This window comes from Brevundimonas sp. SL161 (assembly GCF_049896985.1).
In the GTDB taxonomy this organism is placed as follows: domain Bacteria; phylum Pseudomonadota; class Alphaproteobacteria; order Caulobacterales; family Caulobacteraceae; genus Brevundimonas.
The window spans coordinates 202953-225560 of record NZ_JAFCVJ010000001.1; the positions used below are offsets into that span (position 1 = coordinate 202953).

Below are 22608 nucleotides of genomic sequence, written 5' to 3' on the forward strand. Positions count from 1 at the left end.
AGTGCCGGTCGGGTGACCGGCGCTCTTCGTGTCGTCTTTGTCGCACCCGTGTGGTGCTGAGGCCTACTTCTTGATGAAGCCGCCGAACTTGTTGTTGAAGCGCGAAACGCGACCGCCGCGGTCCAGCATCTGCTGGTTGCCGCCGGTCCAGGCCGGGTGCGTCGAGGGATCGATGTCCAGGTTCAGCGTGTCGCCCTCTTTGCCGTAGGTCGAACGCGTCTTGTACGTGTCGCCGTTCGTCAGGGTGACGGTGATGAAATGGTAGTCGGGGTGCGTATCGGCCTTCATGGTCGTATTCCGGTCTCTGTACGCGGTGACGATGCCGACCGTCGGTGCGTGAAAAATGAGAAAACCCGCCAGAGTCCGGCGGGAATGAGCGGCGGCGTTTACACCGCAGGGCGTTCCGGGGCAAGACCCGCGCATGAGCACCCCCTCGCCGACCCAGGACGCCTATTCCAGCACGGAGGCGGTGGGACGCCCCGGCGCCGGGGCCGTGCTTGTCGAACAGATGGGCGAGGCGGGGGCGCGGCGCGAGAAGCGCAAGGATGTGCGGCCCCTGCTGCGGCTGTGGCCCTATCTCATGCAGCACCGGCTGGACGCCGTGATCGCGGGCTTCTGGCTGCTGGGATCCACATCGGCGTCCCTGGGCCTGACGGCGACGGCGCGGGGCGCCATCGACCACGGGTTCGAGAATGGCGGCGCGGACATCAATCGCTGGTTCCTGATCCTTGGGCTGAACGCGGTGATTCTGGGGGTCGCGACGGCAGTCCGGTATTTTTACGTGACCAAGACCGGCGAACGGATGATCGCCGACCTGCGAAAGGCCCTGTTCGACCGTATCCTGACGCTGGATCCGTCCTTCTTCGCGCGGATGCGGACCGGAGAGGTGCTGTCGCGCCTGACCACGGACATCGCCCTGGTCGAGACCCTGCTTACGACCTCGGTGTCCTTCGCCCTGAGGAATTTCCTGACCCTGATCGGCGGTGTCATCCTGCTGTTCATCGTCAGCCCGAAGCTGACGGGACTGGTCCTGATGACCGCGCCCCTGCTGTTGGCGCCGATCTTCCTGTTCGGGCGGTCGGTGAGGAAGCTGACCGTGAAGTCCCAGGACCGGTTCGCCAATGCTGTGGGCTTCGCCGGCGAGAGCGTGGACGCCATCGAGACAGTGCAGGCCTTCGGTCGCGTCCGCAGCGCGGTGGAGCGGTTCGGCGGGGTGGTGGAAGAGGCGTTCGGCGTCTCCATCATCCGAATGCGCGCGCGGGCCTGGATGACGGCGGTGGTCATTGTGGTGATCTTCGGCGGCGTCACCCTGGTGCTGTGGCTCGGGGCCCAGGACGTGATTCGGGGCGCGATGACGCCCGGCGCCCTGCTGCAGTTCGTGCTGCTGTCGGTGTTCACGGCCGGGGCGGTGGGCGCGCTGGGCGAGAGCTGGGGCGATGTGCAGAAGGCTTCGGGCGCCATGCAGCGGATCGACGAACTGATGAAGGCCCAGGCGTCGATCGCCGCGCCGGAGCAACCCGTCGCCCTGCCGAGCCCGCCTGAAGGGCGTGTGGCTATGGCGGGGGTGCGGTTCGCCTATCCGGGACGGCCCGACCTGCCGGCGTTGAAGGGCTTCGACCTGACGGTGCGGCCCGGCGAGACCGTGGCCCTGGTTGGGCCGTCCGGGGCGGGCAAGTCGACGGTATTCCGCCTGCTGCTGCGCTTCTACGACCCACAGGAAGGCGCGGTCAGCGTGGACGGCGTCGATGTCCGGTCCGCTGATCCGGCCGAGGTGCGCGGGCGGTTCGCCTGGGTGTCGCAGGAGGCGCCGCTGTTCTCGGGCTCGGCGCTGGAGAACATCCGCTTCGGTCGCGAGCAGGCTTCCGAAGACGAGGTCCGCAAGGCGGCGGAGGAGGCGCAGGCCCTGACCTTCATCGACGCCCTGCCGGAGGGTTTCGCGACGCCGCTGGGCGAGCGCGGCAAGAGCCTGTCCGGCGGACAGCGCCAGCGGCTGGCGATCGCACGGGCCCTCGTCCGCGACGCACCGATCCTGCTGCTGGACGAGGCGACCAGCGCGCTGGACGCCGAGAACGAGCGGCTGGTGCAGGCGGCGCTGGATCTGGCGATGGAGGGGCGCACGACGCTGGTGATCGCCCACCGGCTCGCTACCGTGCTGCGCGCCGACCGGATCGTGGTGATGGAGGACGGCGTCGCGGTCGAGGAAGGCACGCATCACGAACTGGTGGCCAAGGGCGGGCTCTATGCGCGTCTGGCGGAGTTGCAGTTCCGGGAGGGCTAGTCTCGTGCCTGCACAGCCACGCCCGGAAAGTCGCTGAAGACCGCGTCCACGCCGAGATCGTAGAAGCGCCTGATCCAGCCGGGCAGGTCGCCGCGATAGTCGGTGGGGACAAAGATGTCCTCCGCGCGGAAGGTCCAGACCACGACTTTCAGATCGGCGGAGTGGGCATCCTCAACCAATGTCGTTGGAACACCAGGGGCGCCGGCGGGCGTGCGGGGAATGATCAGGGCGGTCTCGACCCCGATGGCGTCGGCATAGGTCGCGATCTCGGCCAGGCCCTCCGGCGTCGCCATTGCGGCGTAGGTCATCTCGGGGTGATCGGCGGGGCCGCCGGACGGCGACATCAGCTGGAGCAGCGGCGCATCGGTCTGCTGGTTCAGGGAGCGCAGGCAGTCGATCTCGAAACACTGGATCATGATCGCGCTGTCGGCGCTCGTCAGATCGTTGGCGCGCAGGGCCTCGACGAAGGCGGGCTCCATCGGCAGGCCCGCCTTCTCGAAATAGCTCGGGTGTTTCAGCTCCGGCGCGACGCCGATGACGCGGCCGGTGCGGGCCGAGGCGGCGCGGGCGATGTCGATGACCTCCTGGAAGGTCAGGATCGTCTCGTCGGTCCAGGCCGTGTTGCCCGGACGCAGGGCCGGCAACCGCTCGCGGGCGCGCAGCGTGCGGAGCTCGGCGATGGTGAAGTCCTCGGTGAACCAGCCCCTGGTGCAGACTCCGTCGATGATCTTTGTCGTGCGTCGTAGGGCGAATTCGGGATGGTCTGCGACGTTCGTCGTGCCGCCGATCTCGTTCTCGTGCCGGACGACCAGCTGGCCGTCCTTCGACATGACCAGATCGGGCTCGACCAAGTCGGCGCCCTGTTCGATGGCCCGTTCATAGGCGGCAGCCGTGTGCTCGGGTCGCTCGCCGGAGGCGCCGCGGTGGGCGATGACGAGGGGGTGGGGCATTGTCTGGGCGGCGACCGGGCTGGCGAGGAGCAGGGCGGCGAGGATGAACCGGATCATTCGCCAGCGGTAGGGGAGGGGCGTGACGCCCCTGTGACCCTCCTAGGAGGCCTGAAGCACCTTGCGCAGCCGGGGGTGCAGTTCCGGGTTGGACGCCAGGATGGACACGCCGGTCTTGGGATCGCCGTCGTTGTCGATGGTGGTGACCTGGCCGCCGGCCTCGGTGACGAACAGGATGCCGGCCGCCACGTCCCAGGGCTTCAGATTGCGCTCGTAGTAGGCGTCGAAGCGACCGCAGGCGACCCAGGCGAAGTCCAGAGCCGCAGAACCCAGACGACGGATGCCGGCGACGCGCTGGCCGACGGCGTGGATGTCCTTGATCGACTGGGCGTGGCCGGTCTTGCCGATGAAGGGCAGACCGGTGGCGATCAGCGATTCAGACAGGTCGCGACGGCCGGAGACACGGATGCGCTGGTCGTTCAGATAGCAGCCCTTGCCCTTCTCGGCCCAGAACAGCTCGTTCATGATCGGGTTGTAGGTGACGCCGGCGACGATCTCCGACGACCCGTCCGGCGCATAGCGCTGCAGGCCCACGGTGATGGCGAAGTGGGGCATGGCGTGCATGAAGTTGGTCGTGCCGTCGATTGGATCGACCACCCAGGTGTGGGACTTGTCGGTGCCCTCGATCATGCCGCGCTCCTCGCCCAGGAAGCCGTAGCCGGGGCGGGCCTTCATCAGCAGTTCGTAGAGGGTATCCTCGGCCTTGATGTCGGCGGCGGTGACGAAGTCGCCGGGCCCCTTGCGCGAGACCTGCAGCTGGGCGACCTCGCCGAAGTCGCGAAGCATGGGCCGGGCCGTCTTGCGAACGGCGTCGATGATGACGGAAACGAGGGCGGAGGCGAGGGCCATGGAGAATCTCCTGGTCCGCCTGTCCTGAAAAGGCCCCCACCCTCGATGGAGTGGCGCCCGGACAGACGGAGAAGTTCACAGGGGCGCGACATGCGCCTCCGGTCGTCGGTGGTGCGTCGGCCTATTCGGCGCGGCGGACGTATTCGCCGGTCGTGGTGTCGACGATGATGCGCTCGCCGGCCGACATATAGGGCGGGATCATGATGCGCACGCCGTTGTCGGCCATGGCGGGCTTGTAGGACGACGAGGCGGTCTGGCCCTTCACGGTCGGCTCGGTTTCGGCGACGGTCACCGTCACCTGATCCGGCAGGTTGAGACCGATCGGACGGTCGTCGTGCATCTCGATGACGACCTTCATGCCGTCCTGGAGGTAGGGGATCGAATCCTCGCCGACCCAGGTCTTCTGCAGTTCGATCTGTTCGTAGGTCGCGTCGTCCATGAAGACGAGGGCGTCGCCCTGTTCGTACAGGAAGGAGAAGCCTTTCTGCTCGAGCGTGACGCGCTCGACCTTGTCTTCCGAGCGGAAGCGTTCGTTCAGCTTGTTGCCGGTCTCGAGGTTCTTGGCCTCGACGTTGGCGAAGGCGCCGCCCTTGCCAGGCTTGACGTGGCTGGCCTTGGTGACGACCCACAGGCCGTTGTTGTGTTGCAGGACCATGCCCGGCTTGATGGTGTTGCCGTTGATTTTCGCCATGGGAATCACTGGGGTTGAGGCGCTGCCAGCAGCTGCGCGAAATCGGGCGCGATCCCTATAGGAGGCGGGTCGTCAGGGCAAGGTCAGTGCATGGTCGCCTGCCGGGCCTCGGCCTTGCGGCCCATGGCGTTGACGAAGCCGACGCCGCGCGCGGTGGGGTTGGCCAGCTTTCCGGCCGTCGGGTCCAGCTTGCGGGCCTCGTGGGCGAAGGCGGCGGCAAGGCCGGCGGAGGTCATGGCCGCAGCGATCTGCATGCCCCGGCTGGCCGGTCGAAGGGCGATCCACAGGGCGTTGATCGTCTGGGCCCCGGCCCACAAGACCATGGCGCTGGTCCGGGTGCCGTTCGACGGAGCATTCCAGACCCGCACCGCGGACAGGGTGGTCGCCGAGAAGACGGCGGGCAGGATCAGGCTGAAGGCGCCGCGAGGGCGCTCGGCCACGGGGGCGTCGCCGTCACGCCGTTGGGCCGCCGTGCGCCGGGGCGGCTTGATCGCGCCGCTCGCGAGCGCCGTGGCCAGCAAGGCGAAACCGACGGTCGCCGCGATGCCGAGGGCGACGTGGCCGGCGCTGCGTCCATCTGCATTGAGGAAGTCGGCGGCGGCCTCGCGCACGTCGTCGATGGTCTCGTCGATGTCGGTCATGGCCTCGTTCCTCCAGCGGAGGAGGAATGGTCGGCGGCCCATGCGGTTCCGGGCGATTCCCGCTCAGATGCCGTTGTCGTCGGCGCGCGCCAGGTCGGCCGGGTCGTGGTCGTAGTCCAGCAGGTCGCCGGGCCGACAGTTCAGGGCGGCGCAGATGCGGGCCAGGGTCGAGAAGCGGATGCCCTTCACCTTGCCGGAGCGGAACAGGGATAGCTGGGTCTCGCTGAGACCCACCTCTGCCGCCAGGTCGCGGGCCTTGATCCCGCGCGCAACGATCAGCCGGTCCAGGGTGACGCGGACCGGCATCAGATCATCTCGTCCAACTCGGACTGGATGCGGTCGGCCTGGTCGACGACGCGGCCCAGCAGGAACAATGCCCCGCCGATCATGCCCAGGGTCATGCCGGCGACATCGAAATAGGCGAAACTGCCCTGCTCGCCGCCGATCAGGCGCGAGATGTTGGTGATGCCAAAAACGCTCAGCAGACCGCCGAGTCCCAGGGCGATTCCGACGTGTCGCAACGCTCTGCCCAGAATCGGCTGGATGAGACGGCCTTTGGCGACCTGGCCCAGGGCCGATCCGATCGACCAGACGGCAAAGAGATAGAACAGCGTGGGCGTCGCCCAGATGGCCTTTTCCAGCCAGATGGCAGGGTCGATCCGGGTGTCGCCGCGGGCCGTCAAAATGGCCGGCTCCACGACGTGGATGAGGGCGAGGATCGCGCCCACGCTGCACACCATAAAGATGGCGAGCCAGCGGAACTGGCCGCACATCCGGCGGAAACGGGTGAGGTCGTGGGTGGTCATGGCGTCGAAGAATTCCTGTCTCATCTTTAATCTTGACTTAAAGGCGCGACCTTCGCGACTTTATATGGGACTTAAACGGAACGGGGACGGACGGATGGTGGCGGCGATCGAGACCGAGGGGCTGACACGGCGGTTCGGCAAGCATCGGGCGGTCGATGCGGTGTCGCTGACCGTGCCGGAACGGGCCGTCTATGGCTTCCTGGGCCGTAACGGGGCGGGCAAGACCACGACGCTGAAGATGCTGCTGGGTCTGCTGAAGCCGACCGCCGGATCGGTGCGGATCTGCGGGGTTGACGTGGGCCGGGACCGGATCGGTGCGGCGCGGAAAATCGGGGCGCTGCTGGAGGCCCACGGCTTCTACGGCAACCTCACGGGACGGGAGAATCTGGACCTGACACGCGTGCTGTTCGCCCTGCCGGCGACCGAGATCGACCGGGTGCTGGAGGTCGTCGACATGACCGACAACGGGCGCCGGCGGGTCGCGGACTGTTTGCTGGGCATGCGCCAGAGACTCGGTCTCGCGCGGGCCATGCTCGGCGCGCCGCCGGTGCTGATTCTCGACGAGCCGACGAACGGGCTTGATCCCGACGGTATCGCCGACATGCGACGCTTCCTCAGGAGCCTGCCGGATCGCACGGGGGCCACAGTGCTTTTGTCCAGCCATCTGCTGGGTGAGATCGAGCAGACAGCGACCCATATCGGAATCGTCCACGACGGGCGGCTGGTGCTGGAGGGCGAACTCGCGGCGCTGAAGGCGGGCCTCGCGCCGGAGATCGGCCTGCGCGTCGACGATCCGGACCGGGCAAGGCGGGTGCTGAAGGGCCACGACCTGACCCTGACGTCGGACGCGGCCGGTCTGGTCGCGCGGCTGAGGCCCGGGGCGGACCATGACGCGGCGACAGCGGCCGTGAACAGCGACCTGGTCCATGCGGGGGTCAGGGTCTTCGCCATCGGCCCGCGCACCCCCTCGGTGGAGGGCATCTATCGCAACGTCACCGCGCCGCGCGCTGCGGCCGCACGCCAAATGGAGACCGTCTGATGCTCGCCGTCCTGTCCGTCGAAATCCGCAAGCTGAACCGGTCGCTGGCCTCCGTCCTTGCGGTCGCCGCCCCTTCGCTGATCGCCGTCTTCGCTTTCTTCATGCTGCTGCGCGGGAAAGCGGCCCAGCCCTGGGAGATGTGGATGCTCAGTTCGATCGGCATCTGGGCCTACTTCATGCTGCCGATGAGCGTGACGGCCCTGACGGCCCTCGTCGCCCATATGGAGCACGGCCCGAAGTCGTGGGACCATCTGCGCAGCCTGCCCCTGCCGCGCTGGCACCTCTATGCGGCCAAGGCGGTGATGGTCCTGGCCGTGGTCGCGATCATGAGCGTCCTGACCCTCGTCATGACTTGGGGCGCGGTGATGCTGGCGGTGGCGATCAAGCCGGAGCTCAGCCCGACCGGGTTACTGGACGTCGGGCTCTACGCCGCGACCATGAGCAAGGTCTTCCTCGCGGCCACTCTGATGGTCGCCATCCAGTTGTGGATCGCCTTGCGCTTCGCCAGCTTCGTGCCCGCCCTGGTAGTCGGGATCGGCGGGACCTTCTTCTCGGTCGTGGCGACGTCGGCGAAGCAGGGAGTGTTTTTCCCCTGGCAGATGCCGGTCAACATGCTGGCCGGCGAAGCCTGGCGCGTGAACACGGCTCTGGGGCTCGGCTGTGGCTTGGGGCTTGTCGTCCTGGCCCTCGCGGCTGCTCATCTGAGCCGCCGCGAGGTGCTGTAGAGCCTGATCGTTTCTGGAGGAACCGCTCGCGGTTCCGACATGAAGCGAGAATCAGGCTCTCGCTCAAATCTGGAGCCTGATTCACGGCATCAGAGGGATCGCAAAGCGATCCCTCCTCAGTCGATCAGGCTCTAGGGTCAGTTGCCGGTGGCGGACTTGTCCGGGGCGATCTCGGTCATGGCCGACTGCAGGTAGTTCTGCTCGCCCAGCTGTTCGATCAGCTTGAACTGGGCCTCGAGGAAGTCGATGTGCTCCTCGGTGTCGGACAGGATCTCCATCAGGATCTGGCGGCTGACGAAGTCGGATGCGGCCTCGGCCTGGGCCACGCCGGCGACCACGGTGTCGCGACCGCCGAGTTCGAGTTGCAGATCGGCGCCGAGGCATTCGACCGCCGTCTCGCCGATCTTGAGCTTGTGCAGGTCCTGCAGGTTGGGCAGACCGTCGAGGAAGAGGATGCGTTTGACCAGCTTGTCGGCGTGCTTCATCTCGCCGATCGACTCGTCATAGATGATCTGGCCGAGGTGCTTCAGCCCCCAGCTCTCGAACATGCGGGCGTGCAGGAAGTACTGGTTGACCGCCGTCAGCTCGTTGGTCAGCACCGCGTTGAGGGTGCGGATGATCGCGGGATCGCCCTTCATGGCCGTCTCGTCCTTGCTCTGCGGGCGGCCCTTTCGGAGCCGTTCATGTCGGGTGGCATAGCACAGGGCAATCGCCTGTGTTCAGTTGCGAATGCTTATCGGCACATTGATATTGCGAATGATTTTGGTCCGCAGGACTACGAACCTACTCGGCTGCGAGGGCCCAGGATTCGCGGGTCTCCGAGATCATCTGGCGCATTTCGCAAACGCATTTGGCGCACTGCGCTGCGCATTGATTGCGCTGGAAAACCTCGCGCGGGCGGGTCGCACCCGCCTCGATCGCGCGCGCCACATCGCGTCGTCTCAGACCGTTACAGTTACACACGTACAAGGTGGGCCGCCCCGAAGCGTCAGTTGCGATTGGTTCGCTATAGCAGGTCTTCGGGCGATTGCAACGCGTTCGCAAAGACATCGGCCGGAGGGGTGGTTGACGACAGGCTCCGGGCGTCGCACCTGCGGCCCATGTCCGCGCCCGCCTGCCAGCTCTATCTGATCACCCCGCCCGTCATCGACGACCTGGAGGCCTTCGCCGCCCGGCTGGAGGCGGCCCTGGATGCGGGACCGGTCGCCGCCCTGCAGATACGCATCAAGCCGGCGAGCGACGAAGCGATCACCGCGGCGGTGCGCCGACTCGCGCCTGTCGCGCAGAGTCGGGGCGTGGCCGTGATCCTGAACGACCGGCCGGACCTGGCGTCGGCGCTGGGCTGCGACGGCGTCCATGTGGGGCAAGGCGACGCCTCAGTCGCCTCGGCGAGGCGTATCATGGGCAAGTCGGCGATGATCGGCGCGACCTGCCACGACAGCCGCCATCTGGGCATGGAGGCGGCGGAGCAGGGGGCCGACTACGTCGCCTTCGGCGCCTTCTATCCCACCTCGACCAAAGACACCGTGCATCGTCCGGAACCCGAAATCCTGACCATTTGGCAGGAGACGATGGAAATCCCGTCGGTGGCGATCGGCGGCATCACGATCGAAAACGCCGCGCCCCTGATCGCGACAGGCGCCGACTTCCTGGCAGTCAGCGCCGGCGTATGGGCGCATCCCGAGGGGGCCGCCGAGGCGGTGCGCCGGTTTTCGCAGCTTCTGTCGGAAAGCGTCTAACTTCAGGGGATATTAGGAAGCTCTGGTTAAGGTTGGGCCTCGTCTGCCCACCCAGAGTTATACTGTATGCTTCAAAGCCGCGCGATGACCGCGACCGATACGGACGCCTTGGAGCCTATCGCCGCAGCCGCGCGTCCGGGGCGCACGTCCACGGCTGCCGGGCTGTTCGCCCAGCCCCTGGCGCCGATGCTGACGGTTCTGGGTGTCGCCGTCCTGGTCTTTGCGGCGATCTCCACGGCCCGCACGGCCGACATGATCGCGGCGCTCTGGGCGGCCAACGGCCTGGCCGTCGCCGTCTGGCTGAGAAGCGGCCGTGGGTTCGGCTACGATCTGGCCTTCGGCGGGCTGATCGCCTTCGGGGTCCTCGCCGGTGAGTTCCTTGCTGGCAACGGCCCGATCCTGTCCGTCGGGTTTACGGCGCTCAACATGCTGGAGATCGTGCTGGCCGTGTGGCTGGCCCGGCGGTTCGCTCCCACCCTTAACCTGGCCACAGTGGCAGGCGCGTGCCGGTTCATCCTCTGCACCGCGGGGGTCGCGCCCGCCGTCGCCGGACTGGCCGCCGGGACTTTCCTGTTGCTGACCCGGGGGACGCCGTTTGTGCCGACCTTCCAGACCTGGTGGTTCGGCCATGCCCTGGGCCTGGCGGTGATCGGATCATTCATCCTGGCCCTCGACATGCGGGCCGTCCGGGCGATGTTCAACCCGTGGCGCGCGGCCGAGACGGTGCTGACATTCGGCCTGCTGATCGTCATCTGCGTGACCGTCTATTTCGTGCTCGACATGCCGCTGGGCTTTGTCATGGTGCCCGTGCTCATCGTCATTGCGGCCCGCCTGAGGGTCATAGGGGTAACCGCCGCCCTGGTTGTCATCTCCGTGCTTTCTCTGGGCTCACTGATGATGGGCGCCGGGCCCTGGCACCTGGTGATCGGCGATCTGTCCGAACGCGCCGTCCTGCTGCAACTGACGCTCCTGTTCGGCTATCTGCCGATCCTGCTGGTCGCCTCCCTGCTGGAGGAACGGGACCGTCTGTCGGCGCGTGCCAAGGCGGGGCAGCTTCGCGCCGAGAAGGCTTCGGCAGCCAAGTCGCGCCTGCTCGCCAATGTGGCCCACGAAATCAAGAGCCCCATCGGCGGCATCATCGGCATCGGCGACCTGTGGTCGACCGGGCAACTCGGCCCCATCACCGAGACCGAGGCCGAGATGGCCGCCATGCTGGTCAAGACGGCCCGCCAGGTCGAGGCCCTGTCGCACGACCTGCTCGACGTCGCCCGCGCCGAGTCCGGGGCCGTCAAGGTCGAGATGCGCCCGACCGACATCCCCGGCATCCTGGAAGACGTTCGACGCGCCACGGCGATGCGCCCGGAAGCCCGGATGCTGTCCCTGAAGGTCAGCTGCGAGGGCGACGGGCTCGTGGCCCTGGCCGATTCCCAGCGCCTGGCCCAGGTGATCGACAATCTGGCGACCAATGCCGTGAAATACGGCGCGGCGGGAGGCGAGGTCCTCTTCCTGGCAAAGCGGGTCTATGACGGCGTCCGCATCGAGGTCAGCGACAAGGGCCCAGGCCTGTCGCCCGATAAACAGGCCCAGTTGTTCGAACCGTTCAACCGACTGGGTCTCGAGCGATCGGCGATCGAGGGGCACGGCATCGGCCTGGCCCTGGCCAAGCGGCTGGTCGAGCTGCAGGGCGGGTCGATCGGCGTCGTGTCCGTTGCGGGCGAGGGCGCCACTTTCTGGATCGAACTGCCCGCCGCCTGACGTCAGTATTCACTGCTTGATGAAATAACGCGACCGACTGTCGCGCGCCGTTCGCGCTGGTGGACACCGCCGATGAGAGGGCGCAATCCGCCGCCATCGCATTGTCACCAGGAACACACCGTGGACCTCGACGCCCTACTGCTGTCACGCCTTCAGTTCGCCTTCACCATCGCCTTTCACATCCTGTTCCCGGCCTTCACCATCGGGCTGGCGGCCTATCTGGCGGTGCTGGAAGGGCTGTGGCTGTGGACCAAGCGCGAGGCCTTCAAGTTCCTCTATCTGTTCTGGGTCAAGATCTTCGCGCTCAGCTTCGGCATGGGCGTCGTGTCAGGCGTGGTGCTGAGCTACCAGTTCGGCACCAACTGGAGTGAATTCATTCGCCTGACCGGCGGGGTGATCGGGCCACTGCTGGCCTACGAAGTGCTGACGGCCTTCTTCCTCGAAGCGTCCTTCCTCGGCGTCATGCTGTTCGGCTGGAAGAAGGTGGGGCCGAAGCTGCACTTCGCCTCCACCGTTCTTGTGGCCGTCGGGACCACGATTTCGGCCTTCTGGATCCTGTCGGCCAACAGCTGGATGCAGACGCCTCAGGGGTTCCAGATCATGGCCGACGGCCGGTTCGAGGCGACCGATTATATGCAGGTCATCTTCAACCCCAGCTTCCCGACGCGACTGGCGCACATGCTGCTGGCCGCCTTCCTGACGACGGGACTGGTGGTCGGCGGCGTCTCGGCCTATCGGCTGCTCAAGGACCGCGCCGCGGGCGTGAAGACCGAGGGCTGGAGCGAAAGCTGCATCTCCCTGGTCATGGCGGTGGGGCTGATCGCCGTTCTGGCCCCGCTGCAACTCGTGGTCGGCCACGCCTCGGGCGAGGTCGCGCACAAATACCAGCCGTCCAAGACGGCCGCCATCGAGGGATACTGGGAGACCCGGGCCGACCAGCCGTTGCACCTGTTCGGCATTCCCGACCGTGACGCGCAGAAGAACCATTTCGAGGTCTCCATCCCGGGCGTCGGCAACCTGATTCAGGGCGTGCCGAAGGACGAGGTGATCAAGGGGCTGGACAGCTGGGCGCGCGAGGATCAGCCGCCGCCCTTCATCCCCTTCTTCGGCTTCCGGATCATGGTCGGACTGGGCCTGCTGATGATCGGGCTCGGCGCCTGGGGCGCGGTGCTGATCTGGCGCAAGAAAATCTTCAACAGCCCGCTGTTCCTGCGTTTCGCCGTCCTGATGGGGCCGGCCGGCTTCATCGCCGTCCTGGCCGGCTGGATGGTCACCGAGGTCGGACGCCAGCCCTGGGTCGTCTATGGCGTGCTGAAGACGCGCGACGCCGTCTCGCCGGTGGTGACCAGTCAGGTGGCCACCTCGCTGATCGCCTATGTCCTGGTCTACTCTGTTGTTTTCACCGCAGGGGCCATCTTCATCCTGAGGCTGATGGCCGAAGGGCCGGTCGCCGCCGTCACGGAGCCGTCGCCGCGCGGGCAGAGATCGCCGGGCACGCCACTCGCCAAGGCGCCCGAGGACACGACCCCGGGCCGACCCGACGGCGTGCCGGGAGACCCGAAATGAACCTCGACCTGCAACTGATCTGGGCTGGCCTGATCGCCGTCTCCGTCCTGCTGTACGTGACGCTTGACGGCTTCGACCTGGGGATCGGCATCCTGTTCCCATTCGCGAAGTCCCCGGGCGAGCGGGACGTGATGATGAACACCATCGCCCCGGTCTGGGACGGCAACGAGACCTGGCTGGTGCTGGGAGGAGGGGGGCTGCTGGCGGCCTTCCCCCTGGCCTATTCGGTGCTGATGCCGGCGCTGTATCTGCCGATCCTGCTGATGCTGGCGGGGCTGATCCTGAGAGGCGTGGCGTTCGAGTTCCGCTTCCGGGCGCGCAACAAGGGCCGCAAATTCTGGACCCAGATGTTCTCCGGCGGGTCGATCCTGACCGCAGTGGCCCAGGGTCTGGTGCTGGGCGGATTCATCCAGGGGGTGACGGTGCGCGACGACCGGTTCGCCGGCGGCCAGTTCGACTGGCTGACGCCCTACACCCTGCTGGTTGCGGCGGGGCTGGTGGCCGGTTACGCCCTGCTGGGCGGGGCCTGGCTGATGATGAAGACCAAGGACAATCTGCACGGCGATGCGAAGCGCTGGACCGGCATTTCGGCCCTGATCGTGACCGGGTTGCTGGCGGCGGTCAGCGTGGCGACCCTGCTGATCCATCCGCGGGTCGCAGAGCGTTGGGGCTTCGATCTGCACGACGGGTTCGCGCTGGAGCTGGCGAAGCTCTTGCCGCTCTTGCCGATCCCGCTGCTCGGCCTGATCGGTCTGGGCATCGTGTTCGTGATGAGCCGCAAGGGGTCGCATCGCTGGCCGTTCGTCGGAGCGATCCTCGTCTTCCTGTCCGGCTATCTCGGGCTGGCGGTCGGGTTCGCCCCCTATATCGTGCCCTACGCCCTGAACTTCCGGCAGGCGGCGGCGCCCGACAATGCGCTGGGGCTGATGCTGGTGGGGACCGCGGCGATCCTGCCGCTGATCCTGGCCTACACGGCGTGGGTCTACTGGGTGTTCCGCGGCAAGATCGACGAGGAGGCTGGTTATCATCATTGAGCCCGTTCCCCCACCCGAGGCCGGCGAAGACGTCGGCCCGCTGTGGAAGAAGCTGGCCTGGTTCGCGGGCCTCTGCCTCTCCGGGTCGGCCACGGTCGCCGTCGTCGCCTATGCGCTGAGAAGCTTGCCGTTCATGGGCTGAGAGGCGATGGTCGCGGCCATGTCGCATATCCTCGTCCTCACCGTCCTCCTGATCGCCCAGACCCAGGCCGCGCCCTCCACCGGCAGCGCCCTGACCCGCAGCCTGAACGCGGCGCCTCCCGCCGCAGCCATGCCGGCTCCGCGCCCGGCGACCGTATCGCCAACCCCCGCGACGACCCTGCCGCCGCCCATCTTAAGCCTCCCGCCGCCCGGACGGGTGGCGCCGATTCCCTCGGCGCCCGTGACCGCGCCGCCGAGGGCTGCGCCGATCACCCCGCCGGGGGTGGCCAATCCGCCCCGGACCCAGCCTCTGGCGACACCCGCAACACCCGCGCCGACGACTGCCGCGCCTGCTCGTGCGCCGACTGCGACGGCGCCGGTCATGACGCCCCGACCCATAGCTCCCACGCCGCGCGCCGTCGCTCCGCGCGCTACCACGCCCGCTCCGACCACTGCTGCGCCTCGGACCACCCCAGCCGCTCCGACCACGGCCACGACGCCCGTCACCAGTCCGGCGCCCCGACCGACCCCTCCGGCGGCGACTGTCCCGGCCCCGGCCCCGGTGGTCACGGCCCCCGCCGAGCCGCCTCCGCCGCCGATGACGGTGCTGGACGCGCCGGCCATCCGCGCCCTGCCGTTCACCATCGACCTGCCGGCAGGCTTCACGATCACGACCGGTCGGCCCGGGCCGAACTTCAACATCTGGACTATCCGGCGCGGGCAGCAGCCGCTGGTCATGGTCTATGCCGGACCGGCGTCGCAGTTCCCGATCTACAGCGGCGAGATGGTCGAGGCCGGAGCTCGCGCCTCGGTCGTGGCGACTGAGGACGGGCGGCGCGTGGCGCTGGAGCATCTGTTCACCCGCACGTCTGCGCCGCGGGAGGTCCACGTCTGGATTACCAGCGTGGACGGCGCTGACCGAACCTTGGCGGAGCGGATCGGTCAGTCGGTGGACGTCCGCTAGGGCCTGATCGTTTGAGACGGAAGCGCTTCGCGCTTCTGTCGAAAGCGTGAATCAGGCCCTCGCTGATATCTGGAGCAGGATTCACGGCATCAGCGGAATCGCGAAGCGATTCCTCCTCAGCCGATCCTGCTCTAGGCGCGTCTGACGGGCGTGTCCGTGACGCCGAGCCGTACGCCGCGTTTGCCGGCGAATATCAGCACTTCCTGACCCTCGGCGGCGGCCCAGCGACGTAGCTGTGTCTGATAGGGCTCGCGCCGCCAGTCATGGGGGCGGGCGGCGTCGCATTCGACGATCAGCCGCCCCCCGCCCAGTTCCGAGTGCAGGACGAAGCCCGAGGTCGTCGGCTTCCAGCTGTCGTCCAGCGCCTCGGTCAGCAGCCAGAGGCAGTTGAACACCCGGCAGTCGTTCGGCCTGTCGTCGTAGATGGCGCAGCCGGTCGTCTTGCCGAAATGGCGGCACCAGCGGCCTGCCGGCTTCTCAAGGGCGGTGACGCCCATGATCTTGCAACATAGACCGCAGTCGCCGCAGGTCTTCATCCGCCCTCGGACCAGACCGCCAGCTCGTTGCCGGACGGGTCGCGGAAGTGGAAGCGCTGGCCGCCGGGGAAGTCGAAGATGGGTTTCAGGATCGTCCCGCCCGCCTCCACGACCCTGGCCAACATGGCCGGGAGGTCGGCGGCATAGAGGACGGGAAGGGGCGCTTTCGGCCGGTCCGCGTCGGCGTCGAAGCCGCCGTCCAGACCCTGGTCGAACGCGGCGTAGGTCGGGCCGTAGTCCTGGAAGGTCCAGCCGAATGCCGCCTCATAGAAGGTCTTGGTCTCAGGCAGCCCGGTCGAGGGCAGTTCCAGATAGTCGAGTTTTCCGTCGCTTCGCATTGTCATGATCCGATGAAAAAACCGCCGGAAACCGGCTTGCCACGGCGCGAAAGCCCAAGCAATCTTGCGAACGGTTCGCAACGAGGAGACGCCCGGTGATCGTTCTGTCGACAGGCCCGGACGCCTTGATCCGCCTGATGCGGGAGGCGAGGCCACAGCCCGCGCCGACGCCTCGAAAACCTGTCGTCCGCGTATTTACGCGCTGAGCCAGCCGTTCCTGCGGCCGAATGCCGTGACAAGCGCGGGCCAGACGGCGGCGGGCTTGCCGGCGATCAGGCGGATGCCGAAGCCGTGGCCGCCTTCCTGGAATAGATGGGCCTCACTGACGACATGGGCGGCACGGAGCGCGGTCAGGAGCTGAAGGCTGTTTTCCGGCGGCACGCTGGCGTCATCGAGGGCGTGGATCAGGACGGTGGGACCGACACCGGTCCAGTCCAGCCTGTCCAGTGACCACTGTGCAATCTGTTCCTGCGTTGGCGACAGGCCCAGCAGGTGTTCACGCGATCCGGCATGAACGAATGGATTAGCCATGGTCGCGACCGGATAGAGCAGGATGTTCAGGTCGGGGCGATGCGAGACATGGTCCGCAGCATCGATCGCCGCGTAGCTCGCGTCATGACGGGCAGCGAGCAGGCCGGCAAGGTGACCGCCTGCGGAGGCGCCCAGACTGGCGATGCGGGACGGATCGACGCCATAGACGGCGGCATCGGCGCGGATCAGGCGCAAGGCCCGCTGGGCGTCCTGCAACGGCGCGTTCGGTCCAGCGGCCCAGCCGTCGGCGGGCAGACGATAGCGCAGGACGAAACAGGTGATCCCGGCCGCCGCGAACACGCGGGCGCAGTCCATCCCCTCCTTGTCCACCACCGCCCAGCGATAGCCGCCGCCGGGGATCAGCAGCAGGGCGGCGCCGTTCGGTCGCTCCGGCCGCATGACGGTCAGGATCGGGTCGGTGGTGTACTGGGCGAAGCGGTCGTGGAAGGCCGGGTCGGTCGAGCGCTCCGGCACGATCGGCGTGACGGTGACAGTCTCACCGCCTGGCGCGCCGTTTGGCCACAGATGGACGACTTCAGTGGGATCGGCCGGGGCGATGGTCTGCGCCCGGGCGGCGCCCGCCGCTGCTGCGGTGACAGCCGCCGCGCCGAGGAGGGAACGGCGGCTGAGATCGATCATCAGGCCAGCTCGACCGCAACAGCCACGGCCTCGCCGCCCCCGATGCACAGGGACGCCACGCCCTTCGACTTGCCCCGGTTCTGCAGCGCCGAGATCAGGGTGGTCAGGACGCGCGCGCCCGAGGCGCCGATGGGGTGGCCCAGGGCCGTGGCGCCGCCGTTCACGTTCAGCTTGCTGTGCTCAATGCCCATCTCCTGCATGGCGATCATGGGGACGACGGCGAAGGCCTCGTTGATCTCCCACAGGTCGACGTCCTCGACCGACCAGCCGGCCTTTTTCAGCGCCTTCTGCATGGCCGGGACCGGGGCGGTGGTGAACAGGCCTGGCTCGTGGGCGTGGGCGGCATGGGAGACGATGCGGGCCAAGATGGGCAGGTTCATCGCCTTGGCCACGCTCTCGCGCGTCATGACCAGGGCGGCGGCGCCGTCACTGATCGACGAGGCGTTGGCGGCGGTGATGGTGCCGTCCTTCGAGAACGCGGGCTTCAGGGTCGGGATCTTCTCGGGCATGGCCTTGCCGGGCTGTTCGTCCTCGGTGACCGTCACGGTCCCCTTGCGACCCGTGACCTCGACCGGGGTGATCTCGGCCTTGAAGGCCCCGGTCTCGATGGCCTTCAGCGCGCGGCTGAGGCTCTCCAGGGCATAGGCGTCCTGCTGCTCGCGTGTGAACTGATAGGTCCGGGCCGAGTCCTCGGCGAAATTCCCCATCAGCTTGCCGGGCGTATAGGCGTCCTCCAGCCCGTCCATGTACATGCTGTCGACGATCACATCGTGGCCGATGCGGGCACCGCCGCGATGCTTGTTCATCAGGTAGGGGGCGCCGGTCATCGACTCCATCCCGCCCGCCATGATGATGTCGGCGCTGCCTGCCGCGAGGCTGTCCGAGGCCATCATCACCGCCTGCAGGCCCGAGCCGCACATCTTGTTCACGGTCGTCGCCTCGACGTGCTGGCCGAGGCCGGCGCCGATGGCGGCCTGGCGCGCAGGGGCCTGGCCGAGGCCGGCGGGCAGGACGCAACCCATATAGATCTGCTCGATCTTTGCCGGATCGACCCCCGCCCGCTCGACCGCCGCCCTGACCGCCGTGGCGCCCAGCTCGGTCGCCTTCACGCCGTTGAACGCCCCCTGGAAGCCGCCGATGGGCGTGCGGGCGAAGGCGACGATGACGACGGGATCGGACATGGACAGGCTCTCACAATGACGTGGAGCGGATGTAGCGTTCACCGAGGGGGATTGCGAGGGGAGGGGAAATCCCTTCTCCCCTTGCGGGAGAAGGTGGCCGAGCGAAGCAAGGTCGGATGAGGGGTCACGCTGACGTCGACGGTCAGCGCTCGATCCGGCCATTCCAGCTGCCGGTGCAACCACTCACCCGACCGTGCAAGGACGACGGCTACGCCGCCGTGCGCGGGCTCGCTCTCCCGCAAGGGGAGAGGGAAGAGATCACCACCAGCGCTCCGCCCGACCCACGCCGCCCGCCGCCTGTTCCAGCGCGGCGCCGACCTGAAGCACGGTCGCCTCATCCAGCGCCTTGCCGATCACCTGCAAACCCAGCGGCAGGCCGTTGGCATCCACGCCCGCCGGCACCGAAATCCCCGGCAGGCCGGCGAGGTTCGCCGTCACCGTGAAGACGTCGTTCAGATACATCGTCACCGGGTCGATCTGCTTGTCGCCGATGGCGAAGGCGGCCGACGGCGTCGATGGCGTCAGGATGGCGTCGACCTGGCCCCAGACCTTGTCGAAATCCTCGGCGATGCGGCGGCGGACCTTCAGGGCGCGGACGTAGTAGGCGTCGTAGAACCCGGCCGACAGCACATAGGCCCCGATGACCAGACGGCGCTTGACCTCGGCGCCGAAGCCCTCGGCGCGGCTGGTCTCGTACAGGTCGGTCAGGGAGCTTGTGTTCGACGCCCGATGGCCGAAGCGCATGCCGTCATAGCGGGCCAGGTTCGAGGAGGCCTCGGCAGGGGCGACGATATAGTAGGTCGGCAGGGCGTATTTGGTGTGCGGCAGGGAGATGTCGACGATCTCGCAGCCCGCGTCGCCCAGCCAGGCCACGCCCTGGTCCCATAGGGCCTGGATCTCGGCGGGCATGCCGTCCACGACGTATTCGCGCGGCACGCCGATGCGCAGCCCCTTGACCGACTTGCCGACCGAGGCGGACCAGTCGGGCGTCGGGATGTCGAGGCTGGTCGAATCCTTGACGTCGAAGCTGCACATCGACTGCAGCATCAGGGCGGCGTCCTCGACCGTCTTCGTGATCGGCCCCGCCTGATCCAGCGACGAGGCGAAGGCCACCATGCCGAACCGGCTGGCGCGGCCATAGGTGGGCTTGATCCCGACCGTGCCGGTGAAGGCGGCAGGCTGGCGGATCGAACCGCCGGTGTCGGACGCTGTGGCGGCCAGGCAGAGGTCGGCGGCGACGGCCGAGGCCGACCCGCCAGAGCTGCCGCCCGGAGTTAAGTCAGCGTTTGAACTCTTTGACTTCCATGGATTCACGACCGGACCGAAGGCCGAGGTCTCGTTCGACGAGCCCATGGCGAACTCGTCCATGTTGAGCTTGCCCAGCATGACCGCCCCGTCGCGCCACAGGTTGCCGGTGACGGTGGACTCATAAGGCGGGACGAAGCCGCGCAGCATGTTGGAGCCTGCGGTCGTCTGGACGCCCTCGGTGCAGAACAGGTCCTTGATCCCCAGCGGCGCGCCTTCCAGGGCGCCGGCGGTTCCGGCCGCGATGCGAGCGTCGGAAGCTTTCGCCATGTCGATCGCCTTGTCGGCGGTGACCACGACAAAGGCGTTCAGGGTCGGGTTGGCGGCCTCGATGTTCGAGATGAAGGCGCGGGTGATCTCCTCGGACGAGAAGGCCCTGGCCTTGAGGCCGTCGACGGCGGCCTTGAGGGTCAGTTTCGTAAGGTCAGACATCTACTCGACCACCTTGGGCACGACGTAGAAGCCGTCGGCGGACTTGGGCGCATTGGACAGGACCGCCCCGACCCTGGCGCCGTCGGTGACGACGTCGTCACGCAGGCGCAGCGGCTGGGCGACGTTCGAGGTCATCGGCTCCACGCCGACCACGTCGACCTCGTTGAGCTGGTCGATCCAGGCCATGATGCCGTTCAGCTCGCCGGCCAGTGGCTCCAGCCGGTCGTCGGGGGTCTTGATGCGGGCGAGGTGCGCGACCTTCCTCACCGTCTCTGCGTCGATGGCCATCCGGCCCTCCGATAGTCTCAGTGCAAGCGGGCGGGATTAGCCGCCCGTGCCGCGCTGCACAAGGACCGCAGGACCTACTGCCCCGGGGTGACCGTGACTGCGGTCGGCGCGGTTTCCTCGGCGGCTTGCGTCCACTGGACGATGATCTTGCGGTGGCGGTCGCCAATGTTGCCGGTCGCCTCGTCCATCGTGCTCTCTTGGACGTCGAGATCGACTCGGCCGTTGGCGCTGGACAGGACCGTGTAGTCGAGGAAATCGCCGATCCTGTAGACCGCCCAGCCCTCGGCCGGAGACAGGTAGAAGGCGATGTAGGTGTAGAGGCCGTTCATGGCCGGATCGCCACCGGCCGTGCCGAACAGTTTGGCGTTCTCGCCGGGGACCTCGTCGACCCGGACCACGCCCGCCGCCCATTGCAGTCCGTCGTCGCGTTCCGAGGCGTCGGCGACGGTCAGAGGCTCCGGCGCGCCCGAGGGCGCACGCGGCGCCGCCTGGGCCGGCTCAGCCGGGCCTTCCGTCGTCTTGGTTGTCTTGACAGCCGGGGTGGCGTCGCAGGCCGCGAGCGACAGGGCGGCGGCGACGGTGATACTCATAACCGAAGAACGCGTAGACATGGATCTCTCCCGGACCGGTGATACGCCACAGTCGCCTTTGACAGGGAGAATGGCAACGCCTACCGCCCGCGTGTGCCAGTTCTAGACATCCTCGACCTGCCCGCCGCCTGCCCGCCCGGCACCGCCTGGATGGGGCTGGATCTCGGCGAGCAGACCATCGGGGTCGCGGTGTCGGATACGACGCGGCTGATCGCCAGCCCGCTGTCGCTGATCCGGAAATCGAAGTTCACCGACGATGCCGCCGCGCTGTTCAAGCTGATGGACGCCCGCAAGGTTTCCGGCCTCGTCATCGGCCTGCCGGTCAATATGGACGGCACGGAGGGACCTCGCGCCCAGTCGTGCCGGGCGTTTGCGCGCAATCTGGACAGGCTTCGACCGACAAGCGTCGCCTTCTGGGACGAGCGGCTGTCGACCAGCGCCGTCGAGCGGTTCCTGATCGACGAGCTGGACCTGTCACGGAAGCGTCGCGCCGGGGTGGTCGATCGGACGGCCGCCGCCTGGATCCTGCAGGGAGCCCTGGACCGGGTGCGCGACCAGCAGACCTGGACATGATCGGCCTGATCGCCGGGGTCGTCCCGGTCTTCATCCTGATCGCCCTGGGCTACGGGTTGAGGAAGACGGATTTTCTGCCCGACGCGACGTGGCGGCCGATCGAGAAACTGTCGATCAACCTGCTGTATCCCGGCTTCCTGATCCCGGCGATCTGGGGCGCCGACCTTTCGGGCGGCAGCGCCCGGGCAGCGGCGGCGGCAGCGGTCGTCGCGGTCCTGATCGTGTCGGCGGCGACGCTGCTGGCCAAGCCTCTAATGACGATCGAGGGGCCGGCCTACACCTCCGTGTTCCAGGGCGTGATCCGGTGGAACAGCTTCGTCTTCCTGCCTGTGATCCAGACCGCGTTCGGTGCCGAGGGGCTGGCGCTGGCGGCGGTGATGATCGCCTGCATCATTCCTGTGACCAATATCGCCTGCGTCGCCGTGCTGGCGAAATGGGGCGCCGATCAGCGGGTCGTGACACCGTTCCAGCTCCTGAAGGCGATGCTGGCCAATCCGATCCTGCTTGCCTGTCTGATCGGCCTGGCGCTGAACTTCGCACGGGTGCCGCGCCTGCCGGGGATTTCGGACACGCTGGAGCTGCTGGGCTCGGCCGCCCTGCCGCTGGGCTTGATCATCGCCGGCGCGGGCCTGAGCTTCGCCGAGGTGGCGCGCAGGAAGTTCACCATCGCCGGGGTGTCGTTCGTCAAACTGTTCCTGATGCCGCCCCTCATGTGGGGGCTGTGCATCCTGTTCGGCGGCGATCATCTGGCTCAGGGCGTGGCCATGCTGTGCGGGGCGGCGCCGGGGGCGGCGGCGGCCTATCTGCTGGCCCGCCAGATGGGCGGCGATGCGCCCCTGATGGCGGGTGTGATCGCTCTGACGACGGTGATCAGCGCCCTGATGATGCCGCTGCTGCTGTTCCTGCATCACCTGACTTGAGGCCATTGTCTTGAGGTCGAGGCCTGACGTCCGTATAGCC

Annotated in this window: 27 protein-coding genes; 10 read left to right on the forward strand and 17 right to left on the reverse strand. The window is 67.6% G+C overall.

The genetic code is table 11. The features are described from left to right. Nucleotides 1–63 precede the first annotated feature (63 nt). Nucleotides 64–288, reverse strand: coding sequence for a 50S ribosomal protein L31 (rpmE, locus tag ACP7AU_RS00975; RefSeq protein WP_303695506.1), 225 nt, complete (start codon nucleotides 286–288; stop codon nucleotides 64–66). A gap of 133 nt (nucleotides 289–421) precedes the next feature. On the opposite strand from rpmE, the gene ACP7AU_RS00980 reads away from it, so the two are divergent. Further along, nucleotides 422–2278 carry an ABC transporter transmembrane domain-containing protein gene (locus ACP7AU_RS00980; protein WP_426050235.1) on the forward strand — a complete coding sequence of 619 codons (1857 nt, stop codon included), beginning with the start codon at nucleotides 422–424 and terminating at the stop codon, nucleotides 2276–2278. On the opposite strand, the gene ACP7AU_RS00985 is transcribed toward ACP7AU_RS00980, so the two are convergent. From ACP7AU_RS00985 to ACP7AU_RS01010, 6 genes are all read right to left on the reverse strand, one after another. Beyond that, nucleotides 2275–3285, reverse strand: a complete 1011-nt coding sequence (locus tag ACP7AU_RS00985) for a glycerophosphodiester phosphodiesterase (protein ID WP_426050236.1) — start codon at nucleotides 3283–3285, stop codon at nucleotides 2275–2277. The genes ACP7AU_RS00980 and ACP7AU_RS00985 overlap by 4 nt on opposite strands. 42 nt (nucleotides 3286–3327) lie before the next feature. Beyond that, on the reverse strand, nucleotides 3328–4134 hold the full coding sequence (locus tag ACP7AU_RS00990; protein ID WP_425987344.1) for an inositol monophosphatase family protein: 807 nt from the start codon (nucleotides 4132–4134) through the stop codon (nucleotides 3328–3330). A 121-nt stretch (nucleotides 4135–4255) separates the two neighbouring features. Then, nucleotides 4256–4825 carry an elongation factor P gene (gene efp / locus ACP7AU_RS00995; protein WP_426035305.1) on the reverse strand — a complete coding sequence of 190 codons (570 nt, stop codon included), beginning with the start codon at nucleotides 4823–4825 and terminating at the stop codon, nucleotides 4256–4258. Between the two features lie 83 nt (nucleotides 4826–4908). Continuing rightward, entirely contained in the window at nucleotides 4909–5466 is a 558-nt protein-coding gene (locus ACP7AU_RS01000) for a tryptophan-rich sensory protein (protein ID WP_426050237.1), read from the reverse strand. 63 nt (nucleotides 5467–5529) lie between these two features. Continuing rightward, entirely contained in the window at nucleotides 5530–5772 is a 243-nt protein-coding gene (locus ACP7AU_RS01005) for a helix-turn-helix domain-containing protein (RefSeq protein ID WP_426035309.1), read from the reverse strand. Then, nucleotides 5772–6296 carry a DUF2975 domain-containing protein gene (locus ACP7AU_RS01010; RefSeq protein ID WP_426035311.1) on the reverse strand — a complete coding sequence of 175 codons (525 nt, stop codon included), beginning with the start codon at nucleotides 6294–6296 and terminating at the stop codon, nucleotides 5772–5774. The genes ACP7AU_RS01005 and ACP7AU_RS01010 overlap by 1 nt, the downstream gene beginning before the upstream one ends. A gap of 70 nt (nucleotides 6297–6366) precedes the next feature. Between ACP7AU_RS01010 and ACP7AU_RS01015 the strand changes: the two genes are divergently transcribed. Beyond that, complete coding sequence (locus ACP7AU_RS01015) at nucleotides 6367–7311, forward strand: ABC transporter ATP-binding protein (RefSeq protein WP_426050419.1); 945 nt, start codon at nucleotides 6367–6369, stop codon at nucleotides 7309–7311. After that, nucleotides 7311–8036, forward strand: coding sequence for an ABC transporter permease (locus ACP7AU_RS01020; RefSeq protein ID WP_426050238.1), 726 nt, complete (start codon nucleotides 7311–7313; stop codon nucleotides 8034–8036). The genes ACP7AU_RS01015 and ACP7AU_RS01020 overlap by 1 nt, the downstream gene beginning before the upstream one ends. A 137-nt stretch (nucleotides 8037–8173) precedes the next feature. On the opposite strand, the gene bfr is transcribed toward ACP7AU_RS01020, so the two are convergent. Together bfr and ACP7AU_RS01030 are read right to left on the reverse strand one after the other, a co-directional pair. Next, nucleotides 8174–8674 carry a bacterioferritin gene (bfr, locus tag ACP7AU_RS01025; protein WP_426035315.1) on the reverse strand — a complete coding sequence of 167 codons (501 nt, stop codon included), beginning with the start codon at nucleotides 8672–8674 and terminating at the stop codon, nucleotides 8174–8176. A 145-nt stretch (nucleotides 8675–8819) separates the two neighbouring features. Beyond that, entirely contained in the window at nucleotides 8820–9005 is a 186-nt protein-coding gene (locus ACP7AU_RS01030; RefSeq protein ID WP_426035317.1) for a (2Fe-2S)-binding protein, read from the reverse strand. A gap of 131 nt (nucleotides 9006–9136) precedes the next feature. Between ACP7AU_RS01030 and thiE the strand changes: the two genes are divergently transcribed. The 4 genes from thiE (at nucleotide 9137) to cydB (ending at nucleotide 14130) form a co-directional block, all read left to right on the forward strand. Next, nucleotides 9137–9775, forward strand: coding sequence for a thiamine phosphate synthase (gene thiE / locus ACP7AU_RS01035; protein WP_426050239.1), 639 nt, complete (start codon nucleotides 9137–9139; stop codon nucleotides 9773–9775). 84 nt (nucleotides 9776–9859) lie between these two features. Next, entirely contained in the window at nucleotides 9860–11530 is a 1671-nt protein-coding gene (locus ACP7AU_RS01040; protein ID WP_426050240.1) for an ATP-binding protein, read from the forward strand. 120 nt (nucleotides 11531–11650) lie between these two features. Further along, the gene (locus ACP7AU_RS01045; RefSeq protein ID WP_426050241.1) at nucleotides 11651–13096 is read left to right on the forward strand and encodes a cytochrome ubiquinol oxidase subunit I; all 1446 of its coding nucleotides are present in this window, start codon (nucleotides 11651–11653) and stop codon (nucleotides 13094–13096) included. Then, nucleotides 13093–14130: a cytochrome d ubiquinol oxidase subunit II gene (cydB, locus tag ACP7AU_RS01050; protein ID WP_426035323.1), complete on the forward strand. Its 1038-nt coding sequence runs from the start codon at nucleotides 13093–13095 to the stop codon at nucleotides 14128–14130. Before ACP7AU_RS01045 ends, cydB begins: the two co-directional genes overlap by 4 nt. Before the next feature lie 108 nt (nucleotides 14131–14238). Here the strand turns inward: cydB and ACP7AU_RS01055 are convergent, their stop codons facing one another. Continuing rightward, on the reverse strand, nucleotides 14239–14841 hold the full coding sequence (locus ACP7AU_RS01055) for a hypothetical protein (RefSeq protein WP_426050242.1): 603 nt from the start codon (nucleotides 14839–14841) through the stop codon (nucleotides 14239–14241). Between ACP7AU_RS01055 and ACP7AU_RS01060 the strand changes: the two genes are divergently transcribed. Then, nucleotides 14834–15235 carry a hypothetical protein gene (locus tag ACP7AU_RS01060; protein ID WP_426050243.1) on the forward strand — a complete coding sequence of 134 codons (402 nt, stop codon included), beginning with the start codon at nucleotides 14834–14836 and terminating at the stop codon, nucleotides 15233–15235. The two genes, ACP7AU_RS01055 and ACP7AU_RS01060, sit on opposite strands and share 8 nt — an antisense overlap. 131 nt (nucleotides 15236–15366) lie before the next feature. Here ACP7AU_RS01060 and ACP7AU_RS01065 read toward each other — a convergent pair whose 3' ends face one another. The 7 genes from ACP7AU_RS01065 to ACP7AU_RS01095 form a co-directional block, all read right to left on the reverse strand. Beyond that, nucleotides 15367–15771: a YkgJ family cysteine cluster protein gene (locus tag ACP7AU_RS01065; RefSeq protein WP_426035329.1), complete on the reverse strand. Its 405-nt coding sequence runs from the start codon at nucleotides 15769–15771 to the stop codon at nucleotides 15367–15369. Further along, nucleotides 15768–16109 (reverse strand): VOC family protein, encoded by a 342-nt coding sequence (locus ACP7AU_RS01070; protein ID WP_426035330.1) that lies wholly within the window; start codon nucleotides 16107–16109, stop codon nucleotides 15768–15770. Before ACP7AU_RS01070 ends, ACP7AU_RS01065 begins: the two co-directional genes overlap by 4 nt. Nucleotides 16110–16304: 195 nt before the next feature. Then, nucleotides 16305–17279 carry an alpha/beta hydrolase gene (locus tag ACP7AU_RS01075; RefSeq protein ID WP_426050244.1) on the reverse strand — a complete coding sequence of 325 codons (975 nt, stop codon included), beginning with the start codon at nucleotides 17277–17279 and terminating at the stop codon, nucleotides 16305–16307. Further along, nucleotides 17279–18466, reverse strand: a complete 1188-nt coding sequence (locus ACP7AU_RS01080; RefSeq protein ID WP_426036053.1) for a thiolase family protein — start codon at nucleotides 18464–18466, stop codon at nucleotides 17279–17281. The genes ACP7AU_RS01075 and ACP7AU_RS01080 overlap by 1 nt, the downstream gene beginning before the upstream one ends. Nucleotides 18467–18718: 252 nt before the next feature. Further along, a complete protein-coding gene (gene gatA / locus ACP7AU_RS01085; RefSeq protein WP_426035334.1) occupies nucleotides 18719–20197 on the reverse strand; it encodes an Asp-tRNA(Asn)/Glu-tRNA(Gln) amidotransferase subunit GatA in 1479 nt (492 codons plus the stop codon). Further along, on the reverse strand, nucleotides 20198–20485 hold the full coding sequence (gene gatC / locus ACP7AU_RS01090; RefSeq protein WP_426035336.1) for an Asp-tRNA(Asn)/Glu-tRNA(Gln) amidotransferase subunit GatC: 288 nt from the start codon (nucleotides 20483–20485) through the stop codon (nucleotides 20198–20200). A 74-nt stretch (nucleotides 20486–20559) separates the two neighbouring features. Further along, nucleotides 20560–21096 carry a hypothetical protein gene (locus ACP7AU_RS01095; protein ID WP_426050245.1) on the reverse strand — a complete coding sequence of 179 codons (537 nt, stop codon included), beginning with the start codon at nucleotides 21094–21096 and terminating at the stop codon, nucleotides 20560–20562. 72 nt (nucleotides 21097–21168) lie between these two features. Between ACP7AU_RS01095 and ruvX the strand changes: the two genes are divergently transcribed. Beyond that, nucleotides 21169–21648 carry a Holliday junction resolvase RuvX gene (ruvX, locus tag ACP7AU_RS01100; RefSeq protein WP_426035340.1) on the forward strand — a complete coding sequence of 160 codons (480 nt, stop codon included), beginning with the start codon at nucleotides 21169–21171 and terminating at the stop codon, nucleotides 21646–21648. Beyond that, nucleotides 21645–22568: an AEC family transporter gene (locus ACP7AU_RS01105; RefSeq protein WP_426050246.1), complete on the forward strand. Its 924-nt coding sequence runs from the start codon at nucleotides 21645–21647 to the stop codon at nucleotides 22566–22568. Before ruvX ends, ACP7AU_RS01105 begins: the two co-directional genes overlap by 4 nt. The last annotated feature ends 40 nt before the right edge of the window (nucleotides 22569–22608 follow it).